The organism is Burkholderia sp. AU45274 (genome assembly GCF_030482505.1).
Taxonomy (GTDB): domain Bacteria; phylum Pseudomonadota; class Gammaproteobacteria; order Burkholderiales; family Burkholderiaceae; genus Burkholderia.
The window spans coordinates 270,137-295,742 of the sequence record NZ_JAUJQE010000006.1; the positions used below are offsets into that span (position 1 = coordinate 270,137).

Genomic DNA, 25,606 nt, shown 5'->3' on the forward strand with positions numbered 1-25,606 from the left:
CGAATCATCGTCCCGGCGCCGCTCACACCGGCGTCAACACCGGCCGCCCTGAAAAGTGCCGCTCGGCATTGTCGATGAACTGCCGCACCGACCGATCGAGCGCCTCGGGCGACCAGCCGCCCATGTGCGGCGTCAGCACGACGCTGTCGAGATCCGTCAGCGCGCGCGGCGGCTCGGGTTCGCCTTCGTACACGTCGAGCCCCGCGCCCGCGATGCGTCCTTCACGCAACGCGTCCGCCAAAGCAGCGGTATCGACAACACTGCCGCGTGACACGTTGACGACGAATCCGCCGGGGCCGAGCGCGTCGAGCACCGCGCGATCGATCAGGTGCCGCGTGCCCGCGCCGCCCGGCGTCGCGACGATCAGGAAATCGGCCCACTGCGCGAGCGTGTCGACGCGATCGAAATAGCGGTAAGGGACGTTCTTCTCCGACCGGTTGTGATAACCGATCTCGATGTCGAAGCCGGCCGCGCGGCGCGCGCACTTCTCGCCGATCTTGCCGAGCCCGACGATGCCGAGCTTCTTGCCCGACACGTTCGGCGGCATCGCCAGGCCGTCGCGCCACACGCCCGCGCGGGTTTTCGCATCGAGCTGCACGACGTTGCGCACGGCCGCGAGCAGCAGCGCGAACGCATGATCGGCCACGCAATCGTCGTTGGTGCCGGCGCCCGTGACCACGGTCACGCCGCGCGTCTTCGCATGGGCGACATCGATGTGCTCGTAGCCGGCGCCGAGCGCGCTGACGAACGTGAGTTGCGGAAGACGATCGATTTCGGCGGCGGTGAGCCCCGTGCTGCCGTTGGTCAGCACCGCGCGTATCGTGCCGCCGTGTTCGGCGATCGCACGTTCGCGTTCGTCGGATGTCGGGGCGTAGCGCACGTCGAACGACGCGGCGATCTCGCGATGCGCGTCGCCGCGCAATGCGATGAGAACCAGCAACTCGGGCTTCATGTCAGGAAGTGTCGGCAAGGCGGGAACGGATTCAGTGTAACAAGCCTGCCACACGGATGCGGGTAATCCCCACACGGGCTGTGGGCACGCCGCCGCACGTGGTTTGCCAAAGCCGGCTCAGTCAAGTAACTTTCGGCGTACGCCCTCGTCCTGGAGATTGGCCCGTATGAAGCTCGCCCTGCCCGCCCGGATCCTGGGCCTCGCGCTCGCCGCCGCGATCGTCGCGCCCGGCGCGCATGCCGACACGCCCGTCGTGGTGTCGTCGAAGATCGACACCGAAGGCAACCTGCTCGGCAACCTCATCGCGCAGGTGCTGAAGGCCCACGGCATCCCCGTCACCGAAAAGATCGCGCTCGGCACCACGCCGATCGTGCGCAAGGCGCTCACGAGCGGCGAGATCGACGTCTACCCCGAATACACCGGCAACGCCGCGTTCTTCTTCAACAAGGCGGACGATCCGCTGTGGAAGAACGCGAGCCAGGGCTACGACACCGCGAAGCAACTCGACTACGCGGCGAACCATCTCGTCTGGCTCACCCCGGCGCCCGCGAACAACACGTGGGGCGTCGCCCTGCTCGCACCGGTGGCGCAGTCGCAGCACCTGAAGACCTTCTCCGATTTCGGCAAGTGGGTGGCCGGCGGCGGCAAGGTGAAGCTCGCGGCGTCGGCCGAATTCGTGAACAGCGCGTCGGCGCTGCCGTCGTTCGAGAAGGCGTACGGCTTCAAGCTGAAGCCCGACCAGCTCGTCGTGCTTTCCGGCGGCGACACGGCCGCGACCATCAAGGCCGCAGCGAACCAGACCGACGGCGTGAATGCCGCGATGGTCTACGGCACCGACGGCGGCATCTCGTCGAGCGGCCTCGCGGTGCTCGACGACGACAAGCACGTGCAGCCCGTCTACGCGCCTGCGCCGGTGATCCGCGAAGCCGTGCTGAAAGCGCACCCGCAGATCGCCGACTACCTGAAGCCCGTGTTCGCGAGCCTCGACCTGAAGACGCTGCAGACGCTGAACGCGCGCATCCAGATCAACGGCGAACCGGCCGCCGGCGTCGCGAAAAGCTACCTGAAAGCGAAGGGCTTCGTTAAATGACCGATCGCGCGGCAGCGTCCGCGCGGCGCATCACGGCGGACAAGGTCGGCATCCTGATCGGGGTCCTGACGATCGTCGCCGTGCTCGGCCTGCCGTTCGCGGTGCTGCGGCCGAACCGCATCGCGGCCGGCACCGACCTGTCGGTGTTCGCCGCGCTGCCGGCCCTGCAGGGCGCCGGGTTCGCCGCGCTGTGGATCGTCGGCGCGCTGTGGGCGATGACGGCCAGCCGCCCCGCGTGGCGCCTCGCGGCCGGCTGCGCGTGGCTCGCCACGCTCGCGTACGCGGTCGGCGCGGCCGCGACGCACCTCGTCGCGCCTGACGACACGCTCGCCCGCGTATCGCCCTCCTCCGGCGTCTGGCTGCTGCTGTTCGCGTGGGCCGTGCTCGTCGCGGATGCGCTCGCACGGCTCGCATTCGGCCCGTGGCGGCGCCTCGCCGCGCTCGTCGTCGCGATAGCAGCGATTTCGGTGCCGCTCGCGAGCGGCTGGTGGGACGGCCTTTCCGTGATGCGCGAATACGCGGTGCGCAGCGACGACTTCTGGATCGAGGCGATCCGGCACGTGTCGCTCACCGGCGGCTCGGTGGCGGCCGCGCTCGTCGCGGGCGTGCCGCTCGGCATCGCCTGCGCGCGCATCGCGGCGGTGCGTACCGTCGCGATGCCCGTGCTCAATATCGTGCAGACGATCCCCAGCATCGCGATGTACGGACTGATGATGGCGCCGCTCGGCTTGCTCGCCGCGCACGTGCCGCTCGCGGCCGCGCTCGGCATCCGCGGCATCGGCGTCGCTCCTGCCGTGCTTGCGCTGTTCCTGTATTCGCTGCTGCCGATCGCGTCGAGCGTCGTGGTCGGGCTCGGCCAGGTGCCGCCGCACGTGACCGAAGCGGCGCGCGCGATGGGGATGACGCGCGCGCAGCGGCTGCTGCGCGTCGATCTCGTGCTTGCGCTGCCGGTGATCCTGAGCGGCGTGCGCATCGTGCTCGTGCAGAACATCGGGCTGACCGCGGTCGCCGCGCTGATCGGCGGCGGCGGCTTCGGCACCTTCATCTTCCAGGGGATCGGGCAATCGGCCGCCGATCTCGTGCTGCTCGGCGCGATCCCGACGATCGCGCTCGCGCTGGTGGCGGCCGTCATATTCGAAGCCGCGACCACGCTCGCGAAGGGGCGTGCAGGATGATCGAGATCGAACGTGCGGGCAAACGCTTCGGCGATATCGTCGCCGTCGACGACGTCTCGCTGACGATCGAGCGCGGCACGATCACCGCGCTCGTCGGCGCATCGGGCAGCGGCAAGTCGACGCTGCTGCGCATGATCAACCGGCTGATCGCGCCCACCAGCGGCACGATCCGCATCGACGGTGTCGATACGGCCACCGTTGCGCCCGAGCAGCTTCGTCGCGGCATCGGCTATGCGATCCAGGGGCACGGGCTGTTTCCGCACTGGAGCGTCGCGCGCAACATCGCGACCGTGCCGCGCCTGCTCGGCTGGACGGCCGATCGCATCGACGCGCGCGTGAACGAATTGCTCGATCTGTTTCATCTCGCGCCGGCCGAGTTCGCGGACAAGCTGCCGCACGAACTGTCGGGCGGGCAGCAACAGCGCGTCGGCGTGGCGCGCGCGCTCGCGGCGGAGCCCGCGATGCTGCTGATGGACGAGCCGTTCGGCGCGCTCGATCCGATCATCCGCAACAAGGCGCAGGACGACCTGTTTGCCTTGCAGCGCCGTCTCGGCATCACGGTCGTGATCGTCACGCACGATATCGAGGAAGCGCTGAAGCTCGGCGACACGATCGCGGTGATGGACGGCGGCCGGCTGCTGCAGGTCGCTGCGCCGGCCGAGATTCTCGGCAAGCCGGCAGCCGGCGTCGTCGAACAGCTGGTCGCCGGCGTCGACCGGCCGCTGCGCCTGCTCGCGCTGACGCCGATCGACGCGGTGGCCGAACCCGGTCATGCCGACGGCGAACCGATCGCCGCGACGCGCACGCTGCGCGATGCGGTGTCGGAGCTGCTGTGGCGCGGTGTCGATGTGCTTCCGGTGGAAGATGGCGACGGCCGCAACACGCGCCGCATCACGCTCGATGCGATCCGTGCGCACGCAAGGAAGCCCGCATGACGACGCACGGCAGCACGCGGCCCGGGCGGTCGGCACTTCCCGCCTACCTCGCACGCGCGGCCGCGCTCGCGCTGCTGCTCGTGCTGCTGTTGCGACCCGCCTGGCTGCAAGGCTTGTTCGCGCCGTTCGCCGACAACGGCGCGCCGGTCATCTACGATCGCGCGAGCCTGCTCGACCTCACGCTGGCGCATCTCGGCACGGTCGCGTTGTCGAGCGTGATCGGCACGATCGTCGCGGTCGCGGCCGGCATCGCGGTCACTCGGCCGTGGGGCGCGGATTTCCTGCCGGTCGCGCGCAGCGTCGTCGACATCGGCCAGACCTTCCCGCCCGTCGCGGTGCTCGCGCTCGCGGTGCCGGCCGTCGGCTTCGGCCTGAAGCCCGTGCTGATCGCGCTCGTGCTGTATGGGCTGCTGCCCGTGTTCGAAAGCACGATCGCGGGGCTCGAGGACGTGCCGCGCGACGTCGTCGACGCCGCGCGCGGGATGGGGATGAGCGGCCGGCAGCAACTCGTGTCGGTCGAGCTGCCGCTCGCGTTTCCGGTGATCGTCAATGGGGTGCGGCTCGCGGTCGTGATCAATCTCGGCACCGCGACAATCGGCTCGACGGTCGCCGCGCGCGGGCTCGGCGACGTGATCATCGCGGGGCTGCAGACGTCGAACACCGCGTTCGTGCTGCAGGGCGGCGTGATCGTCGGGCTGCTCGCGGTGCTCGTCAGCGATGCGATCGGCGCGATTGCACGGGTGGCGGCCGCACGGCGCGCGTAGAAGCCGTTGCGCGACTTTTGGAAGGAGAAACCATGACCGTTTCGGACACCGGCCCGTTTTTTCATGGCACGAAAGCGGATTTGCGGATCGGCGATTTGCTGACGGCAGGCTTCCGATCGAATTATCGCGACGACGTCGTGATGAATCACATCTACTTCACGGCCCTGCCCAAAGGCGCCGGCCTGGCTGCGGAAATGGCCAAAGGCGACGGCCGACCGCGGGTCTACATCGTCGAACCCACCGGCGAATTCGAAAACGACCCGAACGTCACGGACAAGAAATTCCCGGGCAATCCGACGCGATCGTACCGGAGCACATCGCCTTTGAAGATCGTCGGCGAACTCGAAAGCTGGGAACCCTACGATCCGGCGTTCATCCAGCAGCTCAGAATCCGCATCGAAACCGGCATCGGCGAGATCATCAACTAGCGTTCGTCCGGACTCCGATGCGTGTCCGCGCAACGATCGGTTCCTCGATCGGCTCGCCGCGACACAAGCCTACATGCCGCTTTCATTCGAACCGGCACTCGACCACCGGCGGCAATTGGCCGATATACTAGGCGCCTTCCCATTCCCCGCACTCCACCATGCGACGGTTTCTCTGGCTGATCGTGCTTTCGCTCGGCATCGCGCAACAGGCGTCGGCGCAGCAAGCGCCCGCACTGCCTGCGTCCGCGCCCGAAGCAGCCGCATCGGCGCCGTCCGTCGCCTCCGCGCCGCTCGCCGACGCCAACGATCAGCCGAACGAAGCAAACCGCCGCATCACGTCCTACCTGACGAAGAAGTTCGGCGTCGCGAAGGAACGGGCCGCGAAGCTCGCCGATATCGTGAGCGTCACTGCGACGAAATATTCGCTGCCTCCCGCACTCGTTTACGCCATTATTTCGATCGAATCGCGCTTCCAGGAAAAGGCGCGCGGCCAGCATGGCGCGACCGGGCTGATGCAGGTCGTGCCGACCGCGCACCGCGGCCTGGTGCGCAACGTGAAGGACCTGACCGACCCGAACGCGAACGTCGAAGTCGGCTCCGCGATCCTGTCGGGCTACGTGAGGGCGGCCGGTGGCGACGTGCGGGCCGGACTGAGGAGCTACAGCGGCGGTTCGAACGCGTATGCGGCGAAGGTGATGCAGCGCGTCGATTCGTTCCGCTTCGTGCTTGAACCTGACGACGACGTGAAAGCCTCGAATCCCGTGAATCCCGCAAACGATGCGAAGGCCCGCATGGTGCCGGTCAGCGAAAGGACGAGCCCGACGTCGGCCCGCGCCAACTAGTCTCCCCCTTCGATCGACGCGCATGCGCCACGCCACCCGCTTCCTTGCCGTCGCCGCGCTGGCGATCGGCCACACCACCGCGTTTGCCGCCGTCGATTGCGAGAAACACGCGCTGACGATGAACGACGTGCGGACCTGCGTACTCGGTCAGAACGATCAGGCCGTCGAGCGCGCGTACCGGTCGCTCGAGCACAAGCTCAAGCAGCGCAACCCCGATGCCGCCAGCGCGCTCGCGAAGTCGCAGGCAAGCTGGACCCGCTTCGCCGACGACACCTGCGACTACGTGAAAGCCGCCAATCCGCAGCAGATGATCCCGGAAGACGCGCGGATGAACTGCTGGGTCGATTTCAGCCAGACACGCGTGCGCATCCTGAAGAAATGGGAAGCGCAGCTGGATGCACCGCCACCGGCGCAGAACTGAACGACGAACGGCTACCCGCCCGTCACGCCTGCGCGAAGCGCTCCCGCAAGAACTCGATGAAATGCTGCGTCTTCGCGGGCAGCAGCCGCGTTTCCGTCATCGCGTAGACCGCAATCGGCTCGCCCTCCCATGCGGGCATCACGCGGCGCAGCCGGCCGGCGGCCAGGTCGTCCGCGACGATCGCCTCGGACAGCACGATGATGCCCGCATCGAGCGTGGCCAGCCGCCGCAGCATGCCGACGCTGTTTCCCGCGAAACGACTGCTCACTGGCACCGCGACGGAGTGCGTGCCGTCATGCAGCGTCCACGTGCCGGCCCTCGCCAGGCTGAGGCACGCGTGCCGTGCCAGGTCGTCCGGCGTGCGCGGCTCGCCCTCGCGCGCGAGATAGCCGGGCGACGCATAAAGGTAGTTCCCGAGCGTGGCCAGCCGCCGCGCGATCAGTTGAGAATCGTCGGATTCGCCCAAGCGGATCGCCACGTCGAACGGTTCGCTCACCAGATCGACCCGCCGCGACGTCAGCTCGAAATCGAATGTCAGCTTCGGGTAACGCGTCGAGAACTCGACGATCAGCGGCGCCAGGTAGGTCACCGCGAAATCGACCGGAAACGACGCGCGCAATACGCCGGTCGGCTCCGCCAGCAACCCGCCGAGCTGCTCGTGCGCGAGCCGCGCCTCGTCGACGATGCGCTTGCAGCGCTCGAAGTAGAGCTGGCCGGCCTCGGTCAGCTCGATCCGGCGCGTCGTGCGATGCAGCAGCCGCAGCCCGATCGCCTTCTCCAGCGCGCTGATGCGCCGCGACAGCGTCGAGTTCGGCATCCCCAGCGTCTCGGCCGCACTGCGAAAACCCTTCGCCTTCACGACTTCGACGAACAGCGCCATGTCGTTCAGCAGTTCCATGCCCACTGCTCCATCAATGGATCAATGTTATCCAGATTACCCGGTTTATCCCGAAAAGGAAGCAATGGATGATGGGTGTGTGGAGGCGAGGTCGGCACATCCGTGCGCGGCCGGCGCCCGAGGCGGCACCGACCCGGCGCCGCTATCCCGAATCTCGAGGAGCTGACGCATCATGAGCCAACTGTTCACCCCGGTCCGCGTGGGCCGATATACGCTGGAAAACCGCCTGGTCATGGCGCCGATGACCCGCAGCCGCGCCGCCTTCGACGGCACGCCCGGCGAATGGGCCGCCGAGTATTACGCGCAGCGATCGAGCCTCGGTCTGATCGTCAGCGAAGGCACGCAGCCGTCGGACGACGGGCAAGGCTACCTGACGACGCCCGGCATCTATACCGACGCGCACGTCGCCGGCTGGAAGGCGATCAGCGACCGCGTGCATGCACATGGAGGCCGGTTGTTCATCCAGTTGATGCACGTCGGGCGCATGTCGCATCCCGACAATACGCCGCATCACCGGCAGGCCGTCGCGCCGTCGGCGATCGCGCCGAATGCGCAGATGTTCACGATGAAGGGGATGCTGGACATCCCCGCACCGCGCGCGCTGACGCTCGACGAAGTGCGCGAGACCGTGAACGACTTCCGCATCGCCGCGCGCCGCGCGATCGAGGCGGGCGCGGACGGTGTCGAGATTCACGGTGCGAACGGCTACCTGATCCAGCAGTTCTTCGCGCCGAATGCCAACACGCGCTCCGACGCGTACGGCGGCTCGATCGAGAACCGCGCGCGCTTCGCGATCGAGGTCGCCACGGCGATCGCCGACGAGATCGGCGCGGATCGCACGGCCATCCGCGTATCGCCCGGCAATACGCTGGGCGGCCTCGACGAAGGGGCGGAAGGGCCGGACCTGTATCGCCACCTCGCGACGGAACTCGACCGGCTCGGCCTCGCCTACCTGCACGTGATGCATCAGGGCAACGAAGCGCTGCTGGCCGACCTGCGCGCGCGCTGGAGCGGCACGCTGATCCTGAACCGTCCGGGCCGCACGCGCGACGCGATCGGCACCGACGTGACGTCGGGGCTGGCCGATCTCGAAGCGTACGGGCAGATGGTGCTGGCGAATCCGGATTTCGTGACGCGGGTGAAGACCGGCGCGCCGATGAACGACGCGCAGCGCGAGACGTTCTTCGGCGGCGATGCGCGCGGGTATGTCGACTATCCGGCGCTGGATGGGGCGGCTGCGGCTTGATGCTGTCGCACGGAGCGATAGCTGCGATACGCCTGAAACGTCTCGCAGCTATCGCAGGTGGTCCGCTCGATATCCGTCAAAAACCAAACGTTTCATTGCTCCCCACCTATCACTTTGAACGGGGCAGGAGAATGGTGAAGCGGAGGCAACTGATCAATCGGCATTTCGCATGGCATCCGGTATCCCGTATGTACCATCGCGATAGTCGAGTGTAATGTTGCGGCGTTGAGCGGGTGACGTGTGACCCGAGCATTTATCGACCTCGAGCCGGTTCACGCGCTCGACGTACTTTTCGCTGACCCGCAAAACGGCATAGCCTTGCGTGTCTGGCGGGCCGAGTGCGAGTGTGCGTGACGTTTCTGAAATGCTGGTACAAGGACCATCGCGGTCGCCCGTCCAATCGCTCACGATCAGGCGGTCCAACACCGTGCGCAAATGCTGCCCATCGATCAAATAGAGACTCAGCGTAGCGATGCCCGACATATCCGCGGGCGGGCCGCCAGACGACTTCAGGCGCACGCCGAAGGCACGTTGAGTGGAGGTCAGCTGATAGCGCGCCGTGTCGAGGTCGATGCCCTCAAAATAGTGATCCTCGGCATAGCGAATCGCCGATCGCTGAAACCGATGCGCGATAATCGCACCCGTGGCCGTATCGGCAACCACTACTTCGATGTCGACGACGTTCGGCCCGTCGACGCTGCCTTTCTGCATCAGCGGTAACGCCCCGATCGTCAGCGCCGCGTTCGCAGGCCAGACCTTGCAAACCGCGTGCGTAGCATCCAGTGTATGGTCGGGATGGAGTCGCGCCGACCAGTTCTGAAGGTTATCACTGCACCCGGCATGTGCGATGAGCGGCGCCAAAGCGGCAACAACGAAAATCACAGCGCGTTTCATTATCGCCATCCCGATGGACTTCATGAATATTTCCCAATAGCGAATAGTACGTGGGAAACATCGCACTGCGGTCAGAGGAAGTTTGACGGTGATTGGAACAGGTCGTGCCGGGGCGGCACAACACAATCTTGAAAAGATCGCCGTTGACGGTTGCCGCGACGATCGACGCGCGCACGCAAAGCACGGCCGAACCCGCGATGGCATTGCCGCTGGCATGGCTCGTAGAGGACGGCACCGCGAACACTGGCCTGCAAGGCCAGCGCAAGCTGCTGGAGCGGGGCCGAAGCGGGTCGCCCAAGAGCGCTCGCGTTATACGTGACGGCGAGTGAACGTCTCATTGTTCCGATATTTCAGGAACAATGCCGACTACATTCACCGCACACCCATTGTTCTCATATTTCACGAACAAAGAGAAACGCACGGCAAGCCAGATGCACCGGCTTGCCGTGTCATCACGCCTCAAAACTGCCCCGCCGCCCCCGTCCACCGCAAATAATCCCCGCGCGTCCAGTCGAGCGACACGCCGACCCGCTTCGTGCCGGGCCGGATCTTCGGCTTGTACACCGACAGCGTCAGCGACTCCAGCGCCGGCCATTCGCGGAACGACAGCACCGCGATATCGGCGACGAGCGTCTCGAGCAACCGCGTATGCGGCTTGTGCGACAGGAACGCGGCAAGGCGCGCGCAATAGCCGTCGTAATCGATCCACTCGCCCTGCTCGCTCGGCTCGCACCGATAGCCGAGCCGTGCATCGATCACGATCGGCTGCGGCGCTTCATGCTCGTGTGCATGAATGCCGATCCGCGCGGGCACCTTCAGTTCGTCGACGAACACGCTCCAGCCGCGCCCGCGCAGGCGCGGCGCGTCGATCGCCACGAACGGTTCGTCGAACGGCTTCATGATGCGAGCGGCGCGGCCGCGTCGAGCATGATGCGCACGAAGTAGTCGGCGAAGCTGCGGCGCACGACGATCTCGAACGCATCGTCACCGGTCGGGATCAGCACGATCGACGACTTGAAGTAATGCGACTGCGCGCACTGGCCCGGCTTGAACGCACGCGGATGGAGATCGAGCGGACAGCCGCGCGCGAGCACGTCGCGCACGCGTTCGCCGCTGATCTCGACGACCGTATAGCCGCTGCCGACGTCGACGGCCGCCGAATACGTGCCCTGCACGGCTTCCGCGAGCTTCGCTTCGAGCACGCCGGCCGGCACGGGTCCGTTCGAGCGCACGAGCCACTCGTCGGGGCCGAGCCACAGCACGTCGTACTCGGCGCCGCGCGCGACCGTGTTCGGCGCCGCGGGCGGCCGGCAGCCGACCACGCGCTCGAACGCGCTCACGAACGCCGGATCGCTCAACTCGCCGCGCACGTTGACGAGATCGAGGAACGGCCGCTCGCGCAGCGTGAACTTCTTCGAGGCGCGCGCCTGGTGCGGCTTCAGCACGTCGGCCGCGCCGACGAACGGCGATTCAAGCGTCACGCCGCCCGCGCCCGCCACCTGCGTCTGGTTTCTGGTTTCATTCCACATGCTGGCGCACCCCTTCGGTATCGTAGAAAACCGGGCTCGAGATCGTCGCGGTGATGCGGCGGCCGTTGGCCAGCGGAATCACGACGCTCTCGCCCATCTTGTTCAGGCCGCCCTTCACCACCGCGAGCGCGATCGAGCGCTTCAGGATCGGGCTGTAGTAGCTCGACGTCACGTGGCCGAGCATCGGCGTCGGATCGACCGCCGACACCTGCGTGTCCTTCGCGATGATCTGCGCGCCTTCCGGCAGCACGAACTGCTCGTCCTCGGTCAGCAGGCCGACGAACTGCTTGCGGCCTTCCTTCGCGGTATCCGAACGCGACAGCGAGCGCTTGCCGAGGAAGTCCTTCGACTTCGCGACGACGCCGCCCATCCCGAGGTCGTACGGCGTGATCGAGCCGTCGGTATCCTGGCCGACGATGATGTAGCCCTTCTCCGCGCGCAGCACGTGCATCGTCTCGGTGCCGTACGGCGTGATGTCGAACTCGGCACCGGCCGCCATCAGCGCTTCCCACACCGCGCGGCCCGCATTCGCCGGCACGTTCACTTCATAGGCGAGCTCGCCCGAGAAGCTGATCCGCATCACGCGCGCCTTCGCGCCCGCGACGGTGCCGTTCCGGTAGCTCATGAACGGGAACGCCTCGTTGCCGAAGTCGATGTCCTGGCACACCTTCTGCACGACCTTGCGGCTCTTCGGGCCGACCACCGCGAACGTCGCCCAGTGATCGGTGACCGACGACAGCCGCACCTTCATGTCGGGCCATTCGGTCTGCAGCCAGCGCTCGAGCCACGTGAGCACGCGCGCCGCGCCGCCCGTCGTGGTCGTCATCATGAAATGCTGGTCGGCGAGGCGCACCGTCACGCCGTCGTCGAACACCATCCCGTTCTCGTCGAGCATCAGCCCGTAGCGGCACTTGCCCACTTCGAGCTTGTTCCACGGGTTCGTGTACATCCAGTTCAGCAGCTTCACCGCGTCCGGACCCTGGATGTCGATCTTGCCGAGCGTCGACGCGTCGAGGATGCCGACGCTGTTGCGCACCGCGAGGCATTCGCGCTTCACGGCCGCATGGAGATCCTCGCCGTTCTTCGGGAAATACCACGGCCGCTTCCAGTTGCCGACGTCCTCGAACAGCGCACCGTGCTCGACGTGCCATTCGTGCACGCAGGTCTTGCGGATCGGGTCGAGGAAATCGCCGAGCTCGCGGCCCGCGAACGTGCCGAACGACACCGGCGTGTAGTTCGGGCGGAACGTCGTCGTGCCCGTTTCCGGAATCGTCTTGCCGAGCGCCCCCGCGAGGATCGCCATCCCGTTGATGTTGCCGAGCTTGCCCTGATCGGTGCCGAAGCCCATCGCCGTGTAGCGCTTCACGTGCTCGACCGACTCGAAGCCTTCGCGGGCGGCCAGCAGGATGTCCGCGGCCGACACGTCGTTCTGGAAGTCGACGAACTGCTTCGGCCCGCGTGCCGCGGCTTCGCGGCTGCCGACCAGCCACAGCGGCTGCAGTGCGCCTTCGACGGTTTCCGCGACCTGCGGCGCGACCGCGCGCTGCGCAGCGGTGAAACCCGCTGCCTTCGCGGCTTCCACGCCTGCATCGACCGCGAGCCGCAGCGCGCGCGCCAGGCCGAATTCGCCGGCTGCTGCGCCGATGCTCGCTTCCGCCTGCACGGGCTTGCCCGGCAGGAAGCAGGCCTTCTCGTCGTTCCAGCAGGCCTTGCCGCCCGACTGCGCGAACAGGTGCAGCACCGGGCTGAAGCCACCCGACATCGCGACGAGGTCACACGGCAGCGTCTGCAGCTTGCCGCCGGTCTGGCCGTTCGAGTAGGACGCGACGTCGACCGACGATACACGCCACTTGCCCGATGCACCCGTCACGACCGCGCCGCTCATCACCGTCACGCCCTGCCGCTTCGCGGCGGCCGGCAGCGCACCGTTCGACGACGCGCGCGAATCGACGACCGTCACCTTCGCGCCGCACGCCTTCAGGTCGAGCGCGGTCTGGTACGCGCGATCGTTGTTCGTGAACACGACCGCGTTGCGGCCCGGCAGCACGCCGAAGCGGTGCACGTAGGTGGACACGGCGCCTGCGAGCATCACGCCCGGCAGGTCGTTGTTGCCGAACACGATCGGACGCTCGTGCGCGCCGGTCGCGAGGATCACGCGCTTCGCGCGGACCTTCCACAGCAGCTCACGCGTGCCCTTGCGCATCGACACCGGCAGGTGATCGGTCAAACGCTGCGTGACCGTCACGAGGTTGTGGTCCTGGTAGCCGAACGCGGTGCTGCGCGACAGGATCGTCACGTCGGGCAGCTTGCGCAGCTCGGCCTCGATCTTCTCGACCCACTGCAGCGCGGGCTTCGCGTCGATCTCGGCGCGACACGACAGCAGGCTGCCGCCGAGCTCGCGCTGGTCGTCGACGAGGATCACGCGCGCGCCGGCCGTGGCCGCCGCATGCGCGGCCGCGAGACCCGACGGGCCACCGCCGACCACGAGCACGTCGCAGTGCGCGTAGCACTTGTCGTAGCGATCGGCGTCGAGCGCTTCCGGCGCCTTGCCGAGGCCGGCGGCTTCACGGATCTTCTCTTCGTACTTCGGCCACATGTTGCGCGGCCACATGAAGGTCTTGTAATAGAAGCCGGCCGGCAGGAAGCGCGACAGCTTCTGGTTGATCGCGTACTTGTCGTTCTCGAGCGACGGCTCCGCGTTCACGCTCGTTGCGACGAGCCCCTGGTACAGCTCGATCTCGGTCGCGCGTGCGTTCGGCACCGTGTACGGGCCCGATTCGAGCTGCACGACGGCGTTCGGTTCCGCGACGTCGGCCGTCACGATCCCGCGCGGGCGGTGGTACTTGAAGCTGCGCGCGACGAAGTGCACGCCGTTCGCGAGCAGCGCGGACGCGAGCGTGTCGCCCTGGAAGCCCTGATACGTGCGGCCGTTGAACGTGAAGGTCAACGGAATCGCGCGATTGATGCGGCCACCGGTGCCGAGGCGGTCTTTCTGGCTCATTTGCTGGTGCCCTCTTCGTGTGCGTTTCCGGCAGCTTCGCCACCGAACTTTTCGTAGCCCTTGATATCGTAGGTCACCGTGTCGCGCGTGGCCTTGAACCAGCGGCGGCAGCCCTGTGCGTGCAGCCATTGCTCCTTGTGCAACCCGCGCTTGTTCTCGCGCATGAACACGTACTCGCCCCATTCGCGGTCGGTCATGTTCTCGTTGTTCACGGGGCGCACGATGTCGGCTTCACCGCCGCACGAGAACTCGGATTCGGCGCGCGGCCCGCACCACGGACATTCGATCAGCAACATGTTTCTTTCTCCTGTGTCTGTGCGGTAGCGGTCAGTGCGCGACGGCGGCAGCGCCGTGCTCGTCGATCAGGTGGCCCGTGTAGAAACGGTCGAGCGCGAACGGCGCGTTCAGCGGGTGCGGTTCGTCGCAGGCGATCGTGTGCGCGAACACCCAGCCCGAGCCGGGCGTCGCCTTGAAGCCGCCGGTACCCCAGCCGCAGTTGAAATAGAGGCCCTTCACGTCGGTCTTGGTGATGATCGGGCACGCGTCCGGCGACACGTCGACGATGCCGCCCCACTGGCGGTTCATCCGCACGCGCGAGAACACCGGGAACATCTCGACGATCGCCTGCAGCGTGCTTTCGATGATGTGGAAGCTGCCGCGCTGGCCGAAGCCCGTGTACTGGTCGATGCCGGCGCCGATCACGAGGTCGCCCTTGTCGGACTGGCTGATGTACGCGTGCACCGCGTTCGACATGATCACCGAGTTGACGACCGGCTTGATCGGCTCGGACACCAGCGCCTGCAGCGGGTGGCTCTCGATCGGCAGGCGCACGCCGGCCATGTCGGCGAGCGTCGTCGTGTTGCCGGCCGCGACCACCGCAACCTTCTTCGCCTTGATGAAGCCCTTCACCGTGTCGACGCCGACCACCGCGCCGCCTTCGCGGCGAATGCCCGTCACCTGGCAGTTCTGGATGATGTCGACACCCGCGCGATCCGCGCCGCGCGCGAAGCCCCAGGCCACCGCGTCGTGGCGCGCCACGCCCGCGCGGCGCTGGATCGACGCGCCGAGCACCGGGTAGCGGCTGTTCAGGTTGATGGTCGGCTCGATTTCCTTGATCTGCGCGGGCGTCAGGAATTCGGCGTCGACGCCGTTCAGCCGGTTCGCGTTCACGCGGCGCTCGGTGTCACGCACGTCCTGCAGCGTGTGGGCCAGATTCATCACGCCGCGCTGGCTGAACATCACGTTGTAGTTCAGGTCCTGCGACAGCCCTTCCCACAGCTTCATCGCCTTCTCGTACAGCGCGGCCGATTCGTCCCACAGATAATTCGAGCGGACGATCGTCGTGTTGCGCGCGGTGTTGCCGCCGCCGATCCAGCCCTTCTCGAGGATCGCGACGTTCGTGATCCCGTGCTCCTTCGCGAGGTAATACGCGGTCGCGAGGCCGTGGCCGCCGCCGCCGACGATCACGACGTCGTATTCCTTCTTCGGTTCCGGGCTCTTCCACTGCTTTTCCCAGTTCTCGTGATACGAGAGGCCGTTGCGGAACAGGCTGAATATCGAGTAGCGGCTCATGTGAGTGATCCTTCGTTTAGCATTCGATGACGTTCACGGCCAGACCGCCGCGCGACGTTTCCTTGTATTTCGTCTTCATGTCGGCGCCCGTCTCGCGCATCGTCTTGATGACCGAATCGAGCGACACGTAGTGCTGGCCGTTACCCTTGAGCGCCATGCGCGACGCGTTCAGCGCCTTGATCGCGCCCATCGCGTTGCGCTCGATGCACGGGATCTGCACGAGCCCGCCGACCGGGTCGCAGGTCATCCCGAGGTTGTGCTCCATGCCGATCTCGGCCGCGTTCTCGACCTGGTCGGGCGTGCCGCCCATCACCGCGGCGAGCGCGGCCGCGGCCATCGAGCACGCGACGCCCACTTCGCCCTGGCAACCGACTTCCGCGCCGGAGATCGACGCGGTTTCCTTGTAGATGATCCCGATCGCCGCGGCCGTCATCAGGAATTCGACGATGCCGGCTTCGTTCGAGCCCGGCACGAACTTCACGTAGTAGTGCAGCACCGCGGGAATCACGCCGGCCGCGCCGTTGGTCGGCGCGGTGACGACCCGGCCGCCCGCCGCGTTCTCCTCGTTGACGGCCATCGCATACAGGTTGACCCAGTCGAGCATCGACAGCGGGTCGCGCAGCGACTCTTCCGAACGCGCGCGCAGGCGATTGTTCAGCTCGGCCGCGCGGCGCTTCACGCGCATCGGGCCGGGCAGGTCGCCCTCGACCTTGCAGCCGCGCTCGACGCAGGCGGCCATCGTGCGCCAGATCGCGAGCAGCCCGGCGCGCACTTCGTCGGCGGGACGCAGCGCACATTCGTTGCGCATCATCAGCTCGGCGATCGACAGCCCGTGCTCGCGGCACTGGCGCATCAGGTCGTCGCCGGTGCGGAACGGATACGGCACCTCGACCGCCGCACGCACGCCGTTCACGCGATCGCCGTCGCGGTTCACGACGAAGCCGCCGCCGACCGAGTAATACTCTTTCTCGACGAGCAGCTGGCCGTGCTCGTCGAAGGCCTGGAAGCGCATCCCGTTCGGGTGCACGATGCTCGTGCCGCTCATCAGCTTGCGATAGAAGCCGATGTGCTCCTTCTCCTCGAAACGGACGGTCTGCTTGCCGAGCAGCGACAGCGATTTCTCCGCGCGGATCGCGGCGAGCCGCGGCTCGATCAGGTCCGGATCGATCGTGTCGGGCAGGTGGCCCTCGAGACCGAGCAGCACGGCCTTGTCGGTGCCGTGGCCCTTGCCGGTCGCGCCGAGCGAGCCGTATAGTTCGACCCGCACGCGGCGCACGAAACCGAGCAGGTTCGCGTCCTCCACGTGCGACGCGAAGCGGCACGCGGCGATCATCGGGCCGACCGTATGCGAACTGGACGGGCCGATGCCGATCTTGAACAGGTCGAAGACGCTGACGTTCATTGGCTTCCTCTGGGTGGCACACACGTGAAATGACGTTGGCGCCAGTACATCAAAGCGTAAAATCGGCCGATAGAACAAAAACGGCATCGGCGTGGGATACCGCCGCCAAGCGCCCTGCCGGCAGGCCCGAAAGTGCGTTTTGGCGATGGTTCGCGACGGAAAACCACAAGTCGTGCCGGAACCGATCAGCGACGCTGGCTACATCCGCCCCGCCCGGCCGCCGTACCCGCATGACCCGTATCAACAGACTGAGTGAGACCGCCCGCCCGGCGTGAAGAGACTGGCCGCGATGACAACCGACGTACCCGCTTCCCCCCTCGCAGAACCCACGCCGCGGCGTATCCGCTTCGGCATCGTGCTGCTGCCGAACTTCACGCTGACGGCCTTCTCCGGCTTCGTCGACATGCTGCGGCTGTCGGCGGACGACGGCGACTACAGCAAGCCCGTGCGCTGCGCGTGGAGCGTGATCGGCGAGACCCTCGCGCCGGTGCGCGCGAGCTGCGGGATCCAGATCACGCCGTGGGAAACGTTCGACGCGGCCGAGCCGTTCGACTATGTGGTGGTGGTCGGCGGGCTGCTGCATTCGGGGCCGCAGGCGGGCCCCGAGACACTCGACTTCATCCGCCGCGCGGCGGCGGGCGGCGCGACGGTCGTCGGCATCTGCACCGGCGTGTTCACGCTGATGCGCGCAGGCGTGCTCGACGGCTACCGCACCTGCGTGAGCTGGTTCCACTATTGGGATTTCATCGAGCGCTTTCCGGCTGCCGATCCCGACCTGCTGATCGCCGACCGGCTGTTCGTGATCGACCGGCGCCGCATCACCTGCTCGGGCGGCCGCGCGTCGATCGACGTCGCCGCCGCGATCCTGCTGCGCCACTTCGATCACGCGACCGTGCAGAAGGCGCTGCGCATCCTGCTGGTCGGCGAGATGCAGAAAGGCAACGCGCCGCAGCCGCATCCGCCGGGCCTCGAGCCGGCGACGCACCCGAAGGTCAAGCGCGCGATTCTCCTGATGGAACAGCATGTCGGGCGGGCGCTGTCGCTCGACGAACTCGCGAGCAAGCTCGATTTGTCGACGCGGCAGCTCGAGCGGCTGTTCAAGGCGGAGACGGGCAAGAGCCCGCAGGCGTTCGCGAAGCAGGTGCGGCTGCGCACGGCCGCGTGGCTGCTGACGAGCTCGGACCGCACGGTGGCCGATATCGCGTCGAGCTGCGGATTCGCGGATGCATCGCACCTCGGGCGCGAATTTCGCAAGCAGTTCGGCGTGCCGCCGGCGACGTATCGGGAACGGGGCGGGGAAGTGGCGGAAGCCGGCGCGGTAATCGCGGCGGATCCCATCGAGGACATCGCCGACTGACGGCGACGGGCCCCCGCTCCTTTACCAACCGATTGCGACACGACACTCGAACGCAGCGGTTTCGACTCAATTGGAACCGGTTCCAGTCAATTTAACCGACGTTGCGCTCCGTTAACCGAGGGTTATCCCGGATGCTGCCATTCATTCAAATTTGTATGATGACCACATAACCTTACAAGCCAGAGCACCATGTTCGAGAAAATTCCCGCCCGTGCGATGAGCGACCATGTCGCGCAGCAACTGCTCAAGCAGATCGAAGTCGGCAGTTTCTCCGCCACCGGCAAGCTGCCCACGGAGGCCGTGCTCGCGCAGGAATTCGGCGTGAGCCGCACGGTGATTCGCGAGGCGATCTCGCGGCTGAAGAACGAAGGCGTGGTCGAGCCGCGCCAGGGCAGCGGCGTGTACGTGAACCAGCACGGCGCGATCCGGCCGCTGCGGATCGACTACGCGGAGGCCGTCGAAGCCACGTCGCTGCCGCACCTGCTCGCGGTGCGCCGCGCGATCGAGGCCGAGGTCGCCGCCGAAGCCGCGCTGAACCACACCGATGAAGACATGGCCGACATCGACGATGCGCTGCGCAAGATCGACGATGCGGTCGCCGAAGGGCGCGACGGCGTCGCGGAAGACGTCGCGTTCCACCGCACGATCGCGGCCGTCACCGGCAACCCGTATTTCCTGAAGACGCTGCAGTTCCTGAACCAGTACCTCGAAGCCGGCGTGAAGGTCACGCGGCGCAACGAAGCGACGCGCGAGGACTTCTCGCGCCAGGTGCGCGAGGAACACGCGGCGATCGCCGACGCGATCCGCGCGCGCGACCCGATGGCCGCCCGCAACGCGGCACGCACGCACATGTACAACGCCGCCCGCCGCCTCGCGGAAGCCGGTATCTGCTGAACCCGGCGGCCGCCGCGCCGCCCCTCTCCCGAATCGATCAAGGTTGACCATGTCACGAAATGTTGGAGTCATCGGCCTGGGCGCGATGGGCCTCGGCGTCGCCCGCTCGCTGCTGCGCGCCGGCCTGCGCGTGCACGCATGCGACGTGCGCGACACGGTGCTGCAGGCGTTCGCCGCCGAAGGCGGCATCGCCTGCGCGACGCCGGCCGAACTCGGCGCGCAGTGCGACGTCGTCGTCACGCTCGTCGTCAATGCCGCGCAGACCGAAACGGTGCTGTTCGGCGAACACGGCGCGGTCGCGGCGATGAAGCCGGGCGGCGTCGTGATCGCCAGCGCGACCGTCGCGCCCGAATTCGCGGTTACGCTCGGCGCGCGGATCGAGGCGGCCGGCCTGCAGATGCTCGATGCGCCGGTATCCGGCGGCGCCGCGCGCGCGGCCTCCGGCGAGATGACGATGATGACGTCGGGCCCGGCCGCCGCCTATGCGGGCTGCGAGGACGTGCTCGCGGCGATCGCCGGCAAGGTCTATCGCCTCGGCGACGCGCACGGCATCGGCTCGAAAGTGAAGATCATCAACCAGTTGCTGGCCGGCGTGCACATCGCGGCAGCGGCCGAGGCGATGGCGCTCGGCCTGCGCGAAGGCGTCGATGCCGACGCGCTGTACGACGTGATCACGCACAGCGCCGGCAACTCGTGGATGTTCGAGAACCGCGTGCCGCACATCCTGAACGGCGACTACACGCCGCTGTCGGCCGTCGACATCTTCGTGAAGGATCTCGGCCTCGTGCTCGATACGGCCCGCCGCAGCAAGTTCCCGCTGCCGCTGTCGGCCACCGCGCACCAGATGTTCATGAGCGCGTCGAGCGCCGGCCACGGCGGCGAGGACGATTCCGCCGTGATCAAGACTTTCCCCGGCATCACGCTGCCGCCCGCACGCTGATTCGACCGACGTACTTGCCATGACCGCTTCCGCTTCCCGTCCCCTGCTCGGCTGCATCGCCGACGATTTCACCGGCGCGACCGATCTCGCGAACATGCTCGTGAAGAGCGGCATGCGCACCGTGCAGACGATCGGCGTGCCCGCCGACGGCGCCGCAGACACCCCGCTCGACGCCGACGCGATCGTCGTCGCGCTGAAGTCACGCACGATCCCCGCCGCCGACGCCGTCGCGCAATCGCTCGCCGCGTACGAATGGCTGCGCGCGCAAGGCTGCCGGCAGTTCTTCTTCAAGTACTGCTCGACATTCGATTCGACCGACGCGGGCAACATCGGCCCCGTCGCCGATGCGCTGCTCGATGCGGCCGGCGGCAGCTTCACGATCGCCTGCCCGGCGTTCCCCGAGAACGGCCGCACGATCTATCGCGGCCACCTGTTCGTCGGCGACGTGCTGCTGAACGAATCGGGGATGGAGAATCACCCGCTCACGCCGATGAAGGATGCGAACCTCGTACGCGTGCTGCAGCGGCAGACGAAGTCGCCGGTCGGCCTGATCCGCTACGACACGATCGCGCTCGGCGCGGCCGCCGTGCGCACGCGGATCGAGCAACTGCGCGCGGAAGGCGTGCGCTTAGCGATCGCCGACGCGCTGTCGGACCGCGACCTCTACGTGCTCGGCGAAGCGTGCGCGGGCCTGCCGCTCGTCACCGGCGGCTCGGGCATCGCGCTCGGCCTGCCCGCGAATTTCCGTCGCGCGGAGCAACTGCCCGAACGCGACAACGCGGCGTCGCTGCCGCGCATCGAAGGGCTCTCGACGGTGCTCGCCGGCAGCGCGTCGAAGGCCACCAACGCGCAGGTCGCCGCATGGCGCGCCACGCGGCCGAGCTTCCGCATCGATCCGCTCGCGGCATCGCGCGGCGAACCCGTCGTCGAGCAAGCACTCACCTTTGCGCGCTCGCACCTGCCGCAGCCCGTGCTGATCTATGCAACCGCGACGCCCGACGAAGTGAAGGCCGTGCAGCAGGCGCTCGGCGTCGACGCGGCCGGCCATCTCGTCGAAGCCACGCTCGCGGCGATCGCGCGCGGTCTGCGTGATCTCGGCGTGCGCAAGTTCGTGGTCGCCGGCGGCGAAACGTCCGGCGCGGTCGTGCAGGCGCTCGACGTGAAGTCGCTGCAGATCGGCGCGCAGATCGATCCGGGCGTGCCGGCGACGGCCACCATCGACGCGCAGCCGCTCGGCCTCGCGCTGAAGTCCGGCAACTTCGGCGCCACGGACTTTTTCGACAAGGCGCTGCGCGCGCTGGACGGAGCCGCACGATGAGCGACGAAGCGAAACTGCGCGAAGAGATCTGCGTGGTCGGCGCGAGCCTGTATGCGCGCGGCCACGCGGTCGGCAGCGCGGGCAACATCAGCGCGCGCCTCGCCGACGGCTGGCTGATCACGCCGACCGACGCATGCCTCGGCCGGCTCGACCCGAACGACATCGCGAAGGTCGGCCTCGACGGCCAGCCCGTATCGGGCGGCAAGCCGTCGAAGACGCTCGCGCTGCATCGCGGCATCTACGCGCGCAACGTCGAAGCGAATGGCATCGTCCACACGCATTCGACACACCTCGTCGCGCTGACGCTCGCGGGCGTGTGGCGCGACACCGACGTGCTGCCGCCGATCACGCCGTACTACGTGATGAAGGTCGGCCACATCCCGCTGATCCGTTACCGCCGCCCTGGCGACCCGGCCGTCGCGGCCGAAGTCGCGGCGCTCGCCGACCAGGTGCGCGGCGTGCTGCTCGATCGCCTCGGCCCCGTGATGTGGGGGCCGTCGGTGTCGCACGCGTCGTATGCGCTCGAGGAACTCGAGGAAACGGCGCGGCTGTGGCTGATGACGCACCCGAAACCCGAGCCGCTCGACGACGCCGCGCTCGACGAATTGCGCATCAGCTTCGGCGCGCGCTGGTAACAACGCGCCACCCAACGATTCCCATGCCCGCCGTGTGCGCGGGCCCTTCCGTCAGCACACACACGACCGGCGACGTACGCGCCGCCGGCACACGACATCATTGGAGACGACGATGACTGCTCTCGACGCGGCCGCAGGCCGCTCGCCCGCCGCGCCCGCCCATGCCGCGGAACTCGACCGCACCTACAAGAAAGTGTTCTGGCGCATCGTGCCGTTCCTGATGCTCTGCTACGTGGTCGCGTATCTCGACCGCGTGAACGTCGGCTTCGCGAAGCTGCAGATGTCGCAGGATCTCGCGTTCAGCGAAACGGTGTTCGGGCTCGGCGCCGGCATTTTCTTTCTGGGCTATTTTCTGTTCGAACTGCCAAGCAACCTGCTGATGCATCGCATCGGTGCACGCATCTGGATCGCACGGATCATGATCACATGGGGCCTGCTTTCCGCGCTGTTCGCGTTCGTGAAGACGCCGACGCAGTTCTACGTGCTGCGCTTCCTGCTCGGCCTCGCGGAAGCCGGCTTCTATCCGGGCGTGATCCTGTATCTCACGTACTGGTTCCCGTCGCACCGCCGCGCGAAGATCATCGCGGTGTTCATGTCCGCGATTCCCGTGTCGGGCATCTTCGGCAACCCACTGTCGGGCTGGATCATGGAACGCTTCCACGGCGGCTCGGGCTTCCACGGCTGGCAATGGATGTTCATGATCGAAGCCGTGCCGGCCGTGCTGGTCGGCATCGCGACTATCCTGTATCTCGACAACAGCATCCGCAGCGCGAAGTGGCTCGACGAGCGCGAGAAGCAACTGCTGGAGGACGAGATCGCCGCGCAGCCGCAGGAACAGCAGAAGCACGGCCATTCGCTGAAGGCCGTGTTCGCGGACCCGCGCATGTGGTGGATGTCGCTGATCTACTTCGCGTTCGTCACCGGCCAGTACGGGCTCACGTTCTGGATGCCGACGCTCGTCAAGTCGACCGGCATCACCGATACGCTGCAGATCGGCCTGCTGTCGGCCATTCCGTTCCTCGTCGCGATCGTCGTGATGAACCTGTTCGGCCACAGCGCGGACAAGCGCCGCGAACGCCGCTGGCACCTGATCGTGCCGGCGCTGATGGGCGCAATCGGGTTTGCGGTCGCCGCGTCGTACTCGCACAATACGGCGGTGTCGATCGTGTTCCTGTCGCTCGCGGCCGGCGGCGTGCTGACCTGCGCCCCGCTGTTCTGGTCGCTGCCGACCGCGTTCCTCGCAGGCTCCGCGGCCGCGGCCGGGATCGCGATCATCAACTCGGTCGGCAACCTCGCCGGGTTCGCGAGCCCGTACGTGATCGGCTACCTGAAGGATGTCACGCACAGCACCGCGTCCGGCATGTACGTGCTCGCCGCGATGCTCGTGATCGGCGCGATCGCGGTGTGGCTCACGCCCGCGAAACTCGTGAACCGCTGATTCGCCCCACGAACGATCCGGCCGCCATTCGACGCGGGGCGCCGTGCGCCCCGCCCCATTCATTCACAGGACCCGCTGCCATGCCACGCTTCGCCGCCAACCTCTCGATGATGTACACCGAGCACGCGTTCCTCGAACGCTTCGCCGCTGCCGCCTACGACGGCTTCAAGGCCGTCGAGTACCTGTTCCCGTACGACTTCGCCGCCGAGGACATCCGCGCGCGCCTCGACGCGCACCACCTCGAGCAGGCGCTGTTCAACGCGCCGCCCGGCGACTGGGCCGCGGGCGAACGCGGCACCGCGTCGCTGCCGGGCCGCGAGGACGAGTTCCGGCGCGGCATCGACCAGGCGCTCGACTATGCGCGCGTGCTCGGCAACAAGAAGCTGCACGTGATGGCCGGCATGGTGCCGCCGGGCGCCGATCGTGCCCGCCATCGCGACACCTACCTCGCGAACCTGCGGCATGCAACGCAGGCCGCCGCCGCGCACGGCATCACGATCCTGATCGAGCCGATCAACCAACGCGACATGCCCGGCTATTTCCTGAGCCGCCAGGACGACGCGCAGGCGATCTGCGCGGAAGTCGGCGCGCCGAACCTGAAGGTGCAGTTCGACTGCTACCACTGCCAGATCGTCGAAGGCGATCTCGCGATGAAGCTCAAGCGCGATTTCGCGGGCATCGGCCATATCCAGATCGCGGGCGTGCCCGAACGCCACGAGCCGGATATCGGCGAACTCAACTACCCGTATCTGTTCGCGCTGATCGACGCGCTCGGCTACGACGGCTGGATCGGCTGCGAGTACCGCCCGAAGGCCGGCACGTCCGAAGGCCTCGGCTGGCTCAGGCCGTACCTGTAATTCGAGCATTCCTCTGAGGGTAAACAACATGAAAGTACTGATCACCGGCGGCGCCGGCTTTCTCGGCCAGCGTCTCGCACGCAAGCTGCTCGAGCGCGGCGAACTCACCGGCCCCGATGGCCGCAGCGAGAAGATCGACGAGCTGGTGCTGCTCGACGTCGTCGCAGGCAGCGATTTCGGCGACGCACGCGTGACGTCGATCGTCGGCGACATCGCCGATCGCGCGGTGCTCGACCGCGCGATCGACACGCAAACCGGCGCGATCTTCCACCTCGCGGCAATCGTCAGCGGGCAGGCCGAAGCCGATTTCGATCTCGGCATGCGGATCAACCTCGACGCGTCGCGCACGCTGCTCGAAGTGTGCCGCGCGCGTGGCCATCGGCCGCGCGTCGTGTTCACGAGCTCCGTCGCGGTCTATGGCGGCACGCTGCCCGACGTCGTGCAGGACGACACCGCGCTGAACCCGCAATCGTCGTACGGCGCCGAGAAGGCGATCGCCGAGCTGCTGCTGTGCGACTACGCGCGGCGCGGCTTCGTCGACGGCCGCGTGCTGCGGCTGCCGACGATCAGCGTGCGGCCGGGCCGCCCGAACGCGGCTGCGTCGTCGTTCGCGAGCGGCATCATCCGCGAGCCGCTGAACGGCGAGGAAAGCGTGTGCCCGGTGCCGGGTTCGACGCGGCTGTGGCTGCTGTCGCCGCGCGGCGCGATCGAAGCGCTCGTCGCGGGCTGCGAGATCGACAGCGCGAAGCTCGGCAACAAACGGGTGATCAATCTGCCCGGCCTGTCGGTGTCGGTCGACGAAATGATCGCGGCGCTGCGCGAAGTCGCGGGCGACGACGTCGTGAAGCTGATCCGCCATGTGCCGGACGAGCGCGTCGAGAAGATCGTCGGCAGCTGGCCGGGCCGTTGGGATACGTCGCGCGCGGAAGCCCTCGGCTTGAAGGGCGATACGTCGTTCGCGGACGTGATCCGCAGCCATCTCGCCGACGAACGGCGCTGAGTCCCGCGCGGCCCGCCG

The 25,606-nt window shown here is 67.4% G+C and carries 26 protein-coding genes; 17 read left to right on the plus strand and 9 right to left on the minus strand.

What is annotated here, in order from left to right; genetic code table 11:
- Nucleotides 1-22: 22 nt before the first annotated feature.
- Complete coding sequence (locus tag QZM35_RS23325) at nt 23-952, minus strand: 2-hydroxyacid dehydrogenase (RefSeq protein ID WP_206147549.1); 930 nt, start codon at nt 950-952, stop codon at nt 23-25.
- 166 nt (nt 953-1,118) lie between these two features.
- On the opposite strand from QZM35_RS23325, the gene QZM35_RS23330 reads away from it, so the two are divergent.
- The 7 genes from QZM35_RS23330 (at nt 1,119) to QZM35_RS23360 (ending at nt 6,607) form a co-directional block, all read left to right on the plus strand.
- Nucleotides 1,119-2,042: an ABC transporter substrate-binding protein gene (locus QZM35_RS23330; protein WP_089426790.1), complete on the plus strand. Its 924-nt coding sequence runs from the start codon at nt 1,119-1,121 to the stop codon at nt 2,040-2,042.
- Nucleotides 2,039-3,217, plus strand: a complete 1,179-nt coding sequence (locus QZM35_RS23335; RefSeq protein ID WP_174973842.1) for an ABC transporter permease — start codon at nt 2,039-2,041, stop codon at nt 3,215-3,217. The genes QZM35_RS23330 and QZM35_RS23335 overlap by 4 nt, the downstream gene beginning before the upstream one ends.
- The gene (locus tag QZM35_RS23340) at nt 3,214-4,152 is read left to right on the plus strand and encodes an ABC transporter ATP-binding protein (protein ID WP_089426788.1); all 939 of its coding nucleotides are present in this window, start codon (nt 3,214-3,216) and stop codon (nt 4,150-4,152) included. The genes QZM35_RS23335 and QZM35_RS23340 overlap by 4 nt, the downstream gene beginning before the upstream one ends.
- Nucleotides 4,149-4,916, plus strand: coding sequence for an ABC transporter permease (locus QZM35_RS23345; RefSeq protein ID WP_301776889.1), 768 nt, complete (start codon nt 4,149-4,151; stop codon nt 4,914-4,916). Before QZM35_RS23340 ends, QZM35_RS23345 begins: the two co-directional genes overlap by 4 nt.
- Before the next feature lie 32 nt (nt 4,917-4,948).
- The gene (gene arr / locus QZM35_RS23350) at nt 4,949-5,344 is read left to right on the plus strand and encodes an NAD(+)--rifampin ADP-ribosyltransferase (protein WP_089426786.1); all 396 of its coding nucleotides are present in this window, start codon (nt 4,949-4,951) and stop codon (nt 5,342-5,344) included.
- A gap of 158 nt (nt 5,345-5,502) precedes the next feature.
- The gene (locus tag QZM35_RS23355; RefSeq protein ID WP_089426785.1) at nt 5,503-6,186 is read left to right on the plus strand and encodes a lytic transglycosylase domain-containing protein; all 684 of its coding nucleotides are present in this window, start codon (nt 5,503-5,505) and stop codon (nt 6,184-6,186) included.
- A 22-nt stretch (nt 6,187-6,208) separates the two neighbouring features.
- A complete protein-coding gene (locus QZM35_RS23360) occupies nt 6,209-6,607 on the plus strand; it encodes a lysozyme inhibitor LprI family protein (RefSeq protein WP_174973849.1) in 399 nt (132 codons plus the stop codon).
- 22 nt (nt 6,608-6,629) lie between these two features.
- Here QZM35_RS23360 and QZM35_RS23365 read toward each other — a convergent pair whose 3' ends face one another.
- The gene (locus QZM35_RS23365; protein WP_301776890.1) at nt 6,630-7,505 is read right to left on the minus strand and encodes a LysR family transcriptional regulator; all 876 of its coding nucleotides are present in this window, start codon (nt 7,503-7,505) and stop codon (nt 6,630-6,632) included.
- A gap of 172 nt (nt 7,506-7,677) precedes the next feature.
- On the opposite strand from QZM35_RS23365, the gene QZM35_RS23370 reads away from it, so the two are divergent.
- A complete protein-coding gene (locus QZM35_RS23370) occupies nt 7,678-8,751 on the plus strand; it encodes an alkene reductase (protein WP_301776891.1) in 1,074 nt (357 codons plus the stop codon).
- Between the two features lie 153 nt (nt 8,752-8,904).
- Here the strand turns inward: QZM35_RS23370 and QZM35_RS23375 are convergent, their stop codons facing one another.
- Nucleotides 8,905-9,669 carry a hypothetical protein gene (locus QZM35_RS23375; RefSeq protein WP_301776892.1) on the minus strand — a complete coding sequence of 255 codons (765 nt, stop codon included), beginning with the start codon at nt 9,667-9,669 and terminating at the stop codon, nt 8,905-8,907.
- A 68-nt stretch (nt 9,670-9,737) separates the two neighbouring features.
- Here QZM35_RS23375 and QZM35_RS23380 point away from each other — a divergent pair, with 68 nt between their 5' ends.
- Nucleotides 9,738-9,974: a hypothetical protein gene (locus QZM35_RS23380; RefSeq protein WP_206147544.1), complete on the plus strand. Its 237-nt coding sequence runs from the start codon at nt 9,738-9,740 to the stop codon at nt 9,972-9,974.
- Between the two features lie 130 nt (nt 9,975-10,104).
- Here QZM35_RS23380 and QZM35_RS23385 read toward each other — a convergent pair whose 3' ends face one another.
- From QZM35_RS23385 to QZM35_RS23410, 6 genes are read right to left on the minus strand one after another with little or no spacing between them, the layout of a single operon-like run.
- The gene (locus QZM35_RS23385; RefSeq protein ID WP_011354099.1) at nt 10,105-10,545 is read right to left on the minus strand and encodes a dihydroneopterin aldolase; all 441 of its coding nucleotides are present in this window, start codon (nt 10,543-10,545) and stop codon (nt 10,105-10,107) included.
- On the minus strand, nt 10,542-11,174 hold the full coding sequence (locus tag QZM35_RS23390; RefSeq protein WP_089426779.1) for a sarcosine oxidase subunit gamma: 633 nt from the start codon (nt 11,172-11,174) through the stop codon (nt 10,542-10,544). Before QZM35_RS23390 ends, QZM35_RS23385 begins: the two co-directional genes overlap by 4 nt.
- Nucleotides 11,164-14,175, minus strand: a complete 3,012-nt coding sequence (locus QZM35_RS23395) for a sarcosine oxidase subunit alpha family protein (RefSeq protein WP_089433163.1) — start codon at nt 14,173-14,175, stop codon at nt 11,164-11,166. The genes QZM35_RS23390 and QZM35_RS23395 overlap by 11 nt, the downstream gene beginning before the upstream one ends.
- A complete protein-coding gene (locus QZM35_RS23400) occupies nt 14,172-14,471 on the minus strand; it encodes a sarcosine oxidase subunit delta (RefSeq protein WP_011354096.1) in 300 nt (99 codons plus the stop codon). The genes QZM35_RS23395 and QZM35_RS23400 overlap by 4 nt, the downstream gene beginning before the upstream one ends.
- Nucleotides 14,472-14,502: 31 nt before the next feature.
- The gene (locus tag QZM35_RS23405) at nt 14,503-15,747 is read right to left on the minus strand and encodes a sarcosine oxidase subunit beta family protein (RefSeq protein ID WP_050068735.1); all 1,245 of its coding nucleotides are present in this window, start codon (nt 15,745-15,747) and stop codon (nt 14,503-14,505) included.
- Between the two features lie 16 nt (nt 15,748-15,763).
- Nucleotides 15,764-17,149: an L-serine ammonia-lyase gene (locus QZM35_RS23410; RefSeq protein WP_089426777.1), complete on the minus strand. Its 1,386-nt coding sequence runs from the start codon at nt 17,147-17,149 to the stop codon at nt 15,764-15,766.
- A gap of 289 nt (nt 17,150-17,438) precedes the next feature.
- Between QZM35_RS23410 and QZM35_RS23415 the strand changes: the two genes are divergently transcribed.
- The 8 genes from QZM35_RS23415 (at nt 17,439) to denD (ending at nt 25,588) form a co-directional block, all read left to right on the plus strand.
- Nucleotides 17,439-18,506: a GlxA family transcriptional regulator gene (locus QZM35_RS23415; protein WP_089433349.1), complete on the plus strand. Its 1,068-nt coding sequence runs from the start codon at nt 17,439-17,441 to the stop codon at nt 18,504-18,506.
- 189 nt (nt 18,507-18,695) lie between these two features.
- Entirely contained in the window at nt 18,696-19,400 is a 705-nt protein-coding gene (locus QZM35_RS23420) for a FadR/GntR family transcriptional regulator (RefSeq protein WP_011354089.1), read from the plus strand.
- 49 nt (nt 19,401-19,449) lie between these two features.
- The gene (gene ltnD / locus QZM35_RS23425; protein ID WP_206147542.1) at nt 19,450-20,340 is read left to right on the plus strand and encodes an L-threonate dehydrogenase; all 891 of its coding nucleotides are present in this window, start codon (nt 19,450-19,452) and stop codon (nt 20,338-20,340) included.
- A gap of 19 nt (nt 20,341-20,359) precedes the next feature.
- Entirely contained in the window at nt 20,360-21,658 is a 1,299-nt protein-coding gene (gene otnK, locus QZM35_RS23430; RefSeq protein WP_301776893.1) for a 3-oxo-tetronate kinase, read from the plus strand.
- Nucleotides 21,655-22,293 carry an aldolase gene (locus QZM35_RS23435; RefSeq protein WP_301776894.1) on the plus strand — a complete coding sequence of 213 codons (639 nt, stop codon included), beginning with the start codon at nt 21,655-21,657 and terminating at the stop codon, nt 22,291-22,293. The genes otnK and QZM35_RS23435 overlap by 4 nt, the downstream gene beginning before the upstream one ends.
- Nucleotides 22,294-22,405: 112 nt before the next feature.
- Nucleotides 22,406-23,731 carry an MFS transporter gene (locus QZM35_RS23440; RefSeq protein WP_301776895.1) on the plus strand — a complete coding sequence of 442 codons (1,326 nt, stop codon included), beginning with the start codon at nt 22,406-22,408 and terminating at the stop codon, nt 23,729-23,731.
- Between the two features lie 80 nt (nt 23,732-23,811).
- Entirely contained in the window at nt 23,812-24,588 is a 777-nt protein-coding gene (otnI, locus tag QZM35_RS23445; protein WP_089426772.1) for a 2-oxo-tetronate isomerase, read from the plus strand.
- A gap of 28 nt (nt 24,589-24,616) precedes the next feature.
- Nucleotides 24,617-25,588, plus strand: a complete 972-nt coding sequence (gene denD / locus QZM35_RS23450; RefSeq protein ID WP_089426771.1) for a D-erythronate dehydrogenase — start codon at nt 24,617-24,619, stop codon at nt 25,586-25,588.
- The last annotated feature ends 18 nt before the right edge of the window (nt 25,589-25,606 follow it).

What these genes read in the sequence shown, in the direction of transcription:
- otnK (WP_301776893.1), top strand. Translation starts at nt 20,360, where the DNA reads ATGACCGCTTCCGCTTCCCGTCCCCTGCTCGGCTGCATCGCCGACGAT.
- ltnD (WP_206147542.1), top strand. Translation starts at nt 19,450, where the DNA reads ATGTCACGAAATGTTGGAGTCATCGGCCTGGGCGCGATGGGCCTCGGC.
- arr (WP_089426786.1), top strand. Translation starts at nt 4,949, where the DNA reads ATGACCGTTTCGGACACCGGCCCGTTTTTTCATGGCACGAAAGCGGAT.
- QZM35_RS23385 (WP_011354099.1), bottom strand. Translation starts at nt 10,545, where the DNA reads ATGAAGCCGTTCGACGAACCGTTCGTGGCGATCGACGCGCCGCGCCTG.
- QZM35_RS23375 (WP_301776892.1), bottom strand. Translation starts at nt 9,669, where the DNA reads ATGAAGTCCATCGGGATGGCGATAATGAAACGCGCTGTGATTTTCGTT.
- QZM35_RS23405 (WP_050068735.1), bottom strand. Translation starts at nt 15,747, where the DNA reads ATGAGCCGCTACTCGATATTCAGCCTGTTCCGCAACGGCCTCTCGTAT.
- QZM35_RS23325 (WP_206147549.1), bottom strand. Translation starts at nt 952, where the DNA reads ATGAAGCCCGAGTTGCTGGTTCTCATCGCATTGCGCGGCGACGCGCAT.
- QZM35_RS23400 (WP_011354096.1), bottom strand. Translation starts at nt 14,471, where the DNA reads ATGTTGCTGATCGAATGTCCGTGGTGCGGGCCGCGCGCCGAATCCGAG.
- QZM35_RS23335 (WP_174973842.1), top strand. Translation starts at nt 2,039, where the DNA reads ATGACCGATCGCGCGGCAGCGTCCGCGCGGCGCATCACGGCGGACAAG.
- QZM35_RS23340 (WP_089426788.1), top strand. Translation starts at nt 3,214, where the DNA reads ATGATCGAGATCGAACGTGCGGGCAAACGCTTCGGCGATATCGTCGCC.
- QZM35_RS23345 (WP_301776889.1), top strand. Translation starts at nt 4,149, where the DNA reads ATGACGACGCACGGCAGCACGCGGCCCGGGCGGTCGGCACTTCCCGCC.
- QZM35_RS23330 (WP_089426790.1), top strand. Translation starts at nt 1,119, where the DNA reads ATGAAGCTCGCCCTGCCCGCCCGGATCCTGGGCCTCGCGCTCGCCGCC.
- QZM35_RS23355 (WP_089426785.1), top strand. Translation starts at nt 5,503, where the DNA reads ATGCGACGGTTTCTCTGGCTGATCGTGCTTTCGCTCGGCATCGCGCAA.
- QZM35_RS23365 (WP_301776890.1), bottom strand. Translation starts at nt 7,505, where the DNA reads ATGGAACTGCTGAACGACATGGCGCTGTTCGTCGAAGTCGTGAAGGCG.
- QZM35_RS23360 (WP_174973849.1), top strand. Translation starts at nt 6,209, where the DNA reads ATGCGCCACGCCACCCGCTTCCTTGCCGTCGCCGCGCTGGCGATCGGC.
- QZM35_RS23370 (WP_301776891.1), top strand. Translation starts at nt 7,678, where the DNA reads ATGAGCCAACTGTTCACCCCGGTCCGCGTGGGCCGATATACGCTGGAA.
- otnI (WP_089426772.1), top strand. Translation starts at nt 23,812, where the DNA reads ATGCCACGCTTCGCCGCCAACCTCTCGATGATGTACACCGAGCACGCG.
- QZM35_RS23435 (WP_301776894.1), top strand. Translation starts at nt 21,655, where the DNA reads ATGAGCGACGAAGCGAAACTGCGCGAAGAGATCTGCGTGGTCGGCGCG.
- QZM35_RS23395 (WP_089433163.1), bottom strand. Translation starts at nt 14,175, where the DNA reads ATGAGCCAGAAAGACCGCCTCGGCACCGGTGGCCGCATCAATCGCGCG.
- QZM35_RS23415 (WP_089433349.1), top strand. Translation starts at nt 17,439, where the DNA reads ATGACAACCGACGTACCCGCTTCCCCCCTCGCAGAACCCACGCCGCGG.
- QZM35_RS23420 (WP_011354089.1), top strand. Translation starts at nt 18,696, where the DNA reads ATGTTCGAGAAAATTCCCGCCCGTGCGATGAGCGACCATGTCGCGCAG.
- QZM35_RS23410 (WP_089426777.1), bottom strand. Translation starts at nt 17,149, where the DNA reads ATGAACGTCAGCGTCTTCGACCTGTTCAAGATCGGCATCGGCCCGTCC.
- denD (WP_089426771.1), top strand. Translation starts at nt 24,617, where the DNA reads ATGAAAGTACTGATCACCGGCGGCGCCGGCTTTCTCGGCCAGCGTCTC.
- QZM35_RS23390 (WP_089426779.1), bottom strand. Translation starts at nt 11,174, where the DNA reads ATGTGGAATGAAACCAGAAACCAGACGCAGGTGGCGGGCGCGGGCGGC.
- QZM35_RS23440 (WP_301776895.1), top strand. Translation starts at nt 22,406, where the DNA reads ATGACTGCTCTCGACGCGGCCGCAGGCCGCTCGCCCGCCGCGCCCGCC.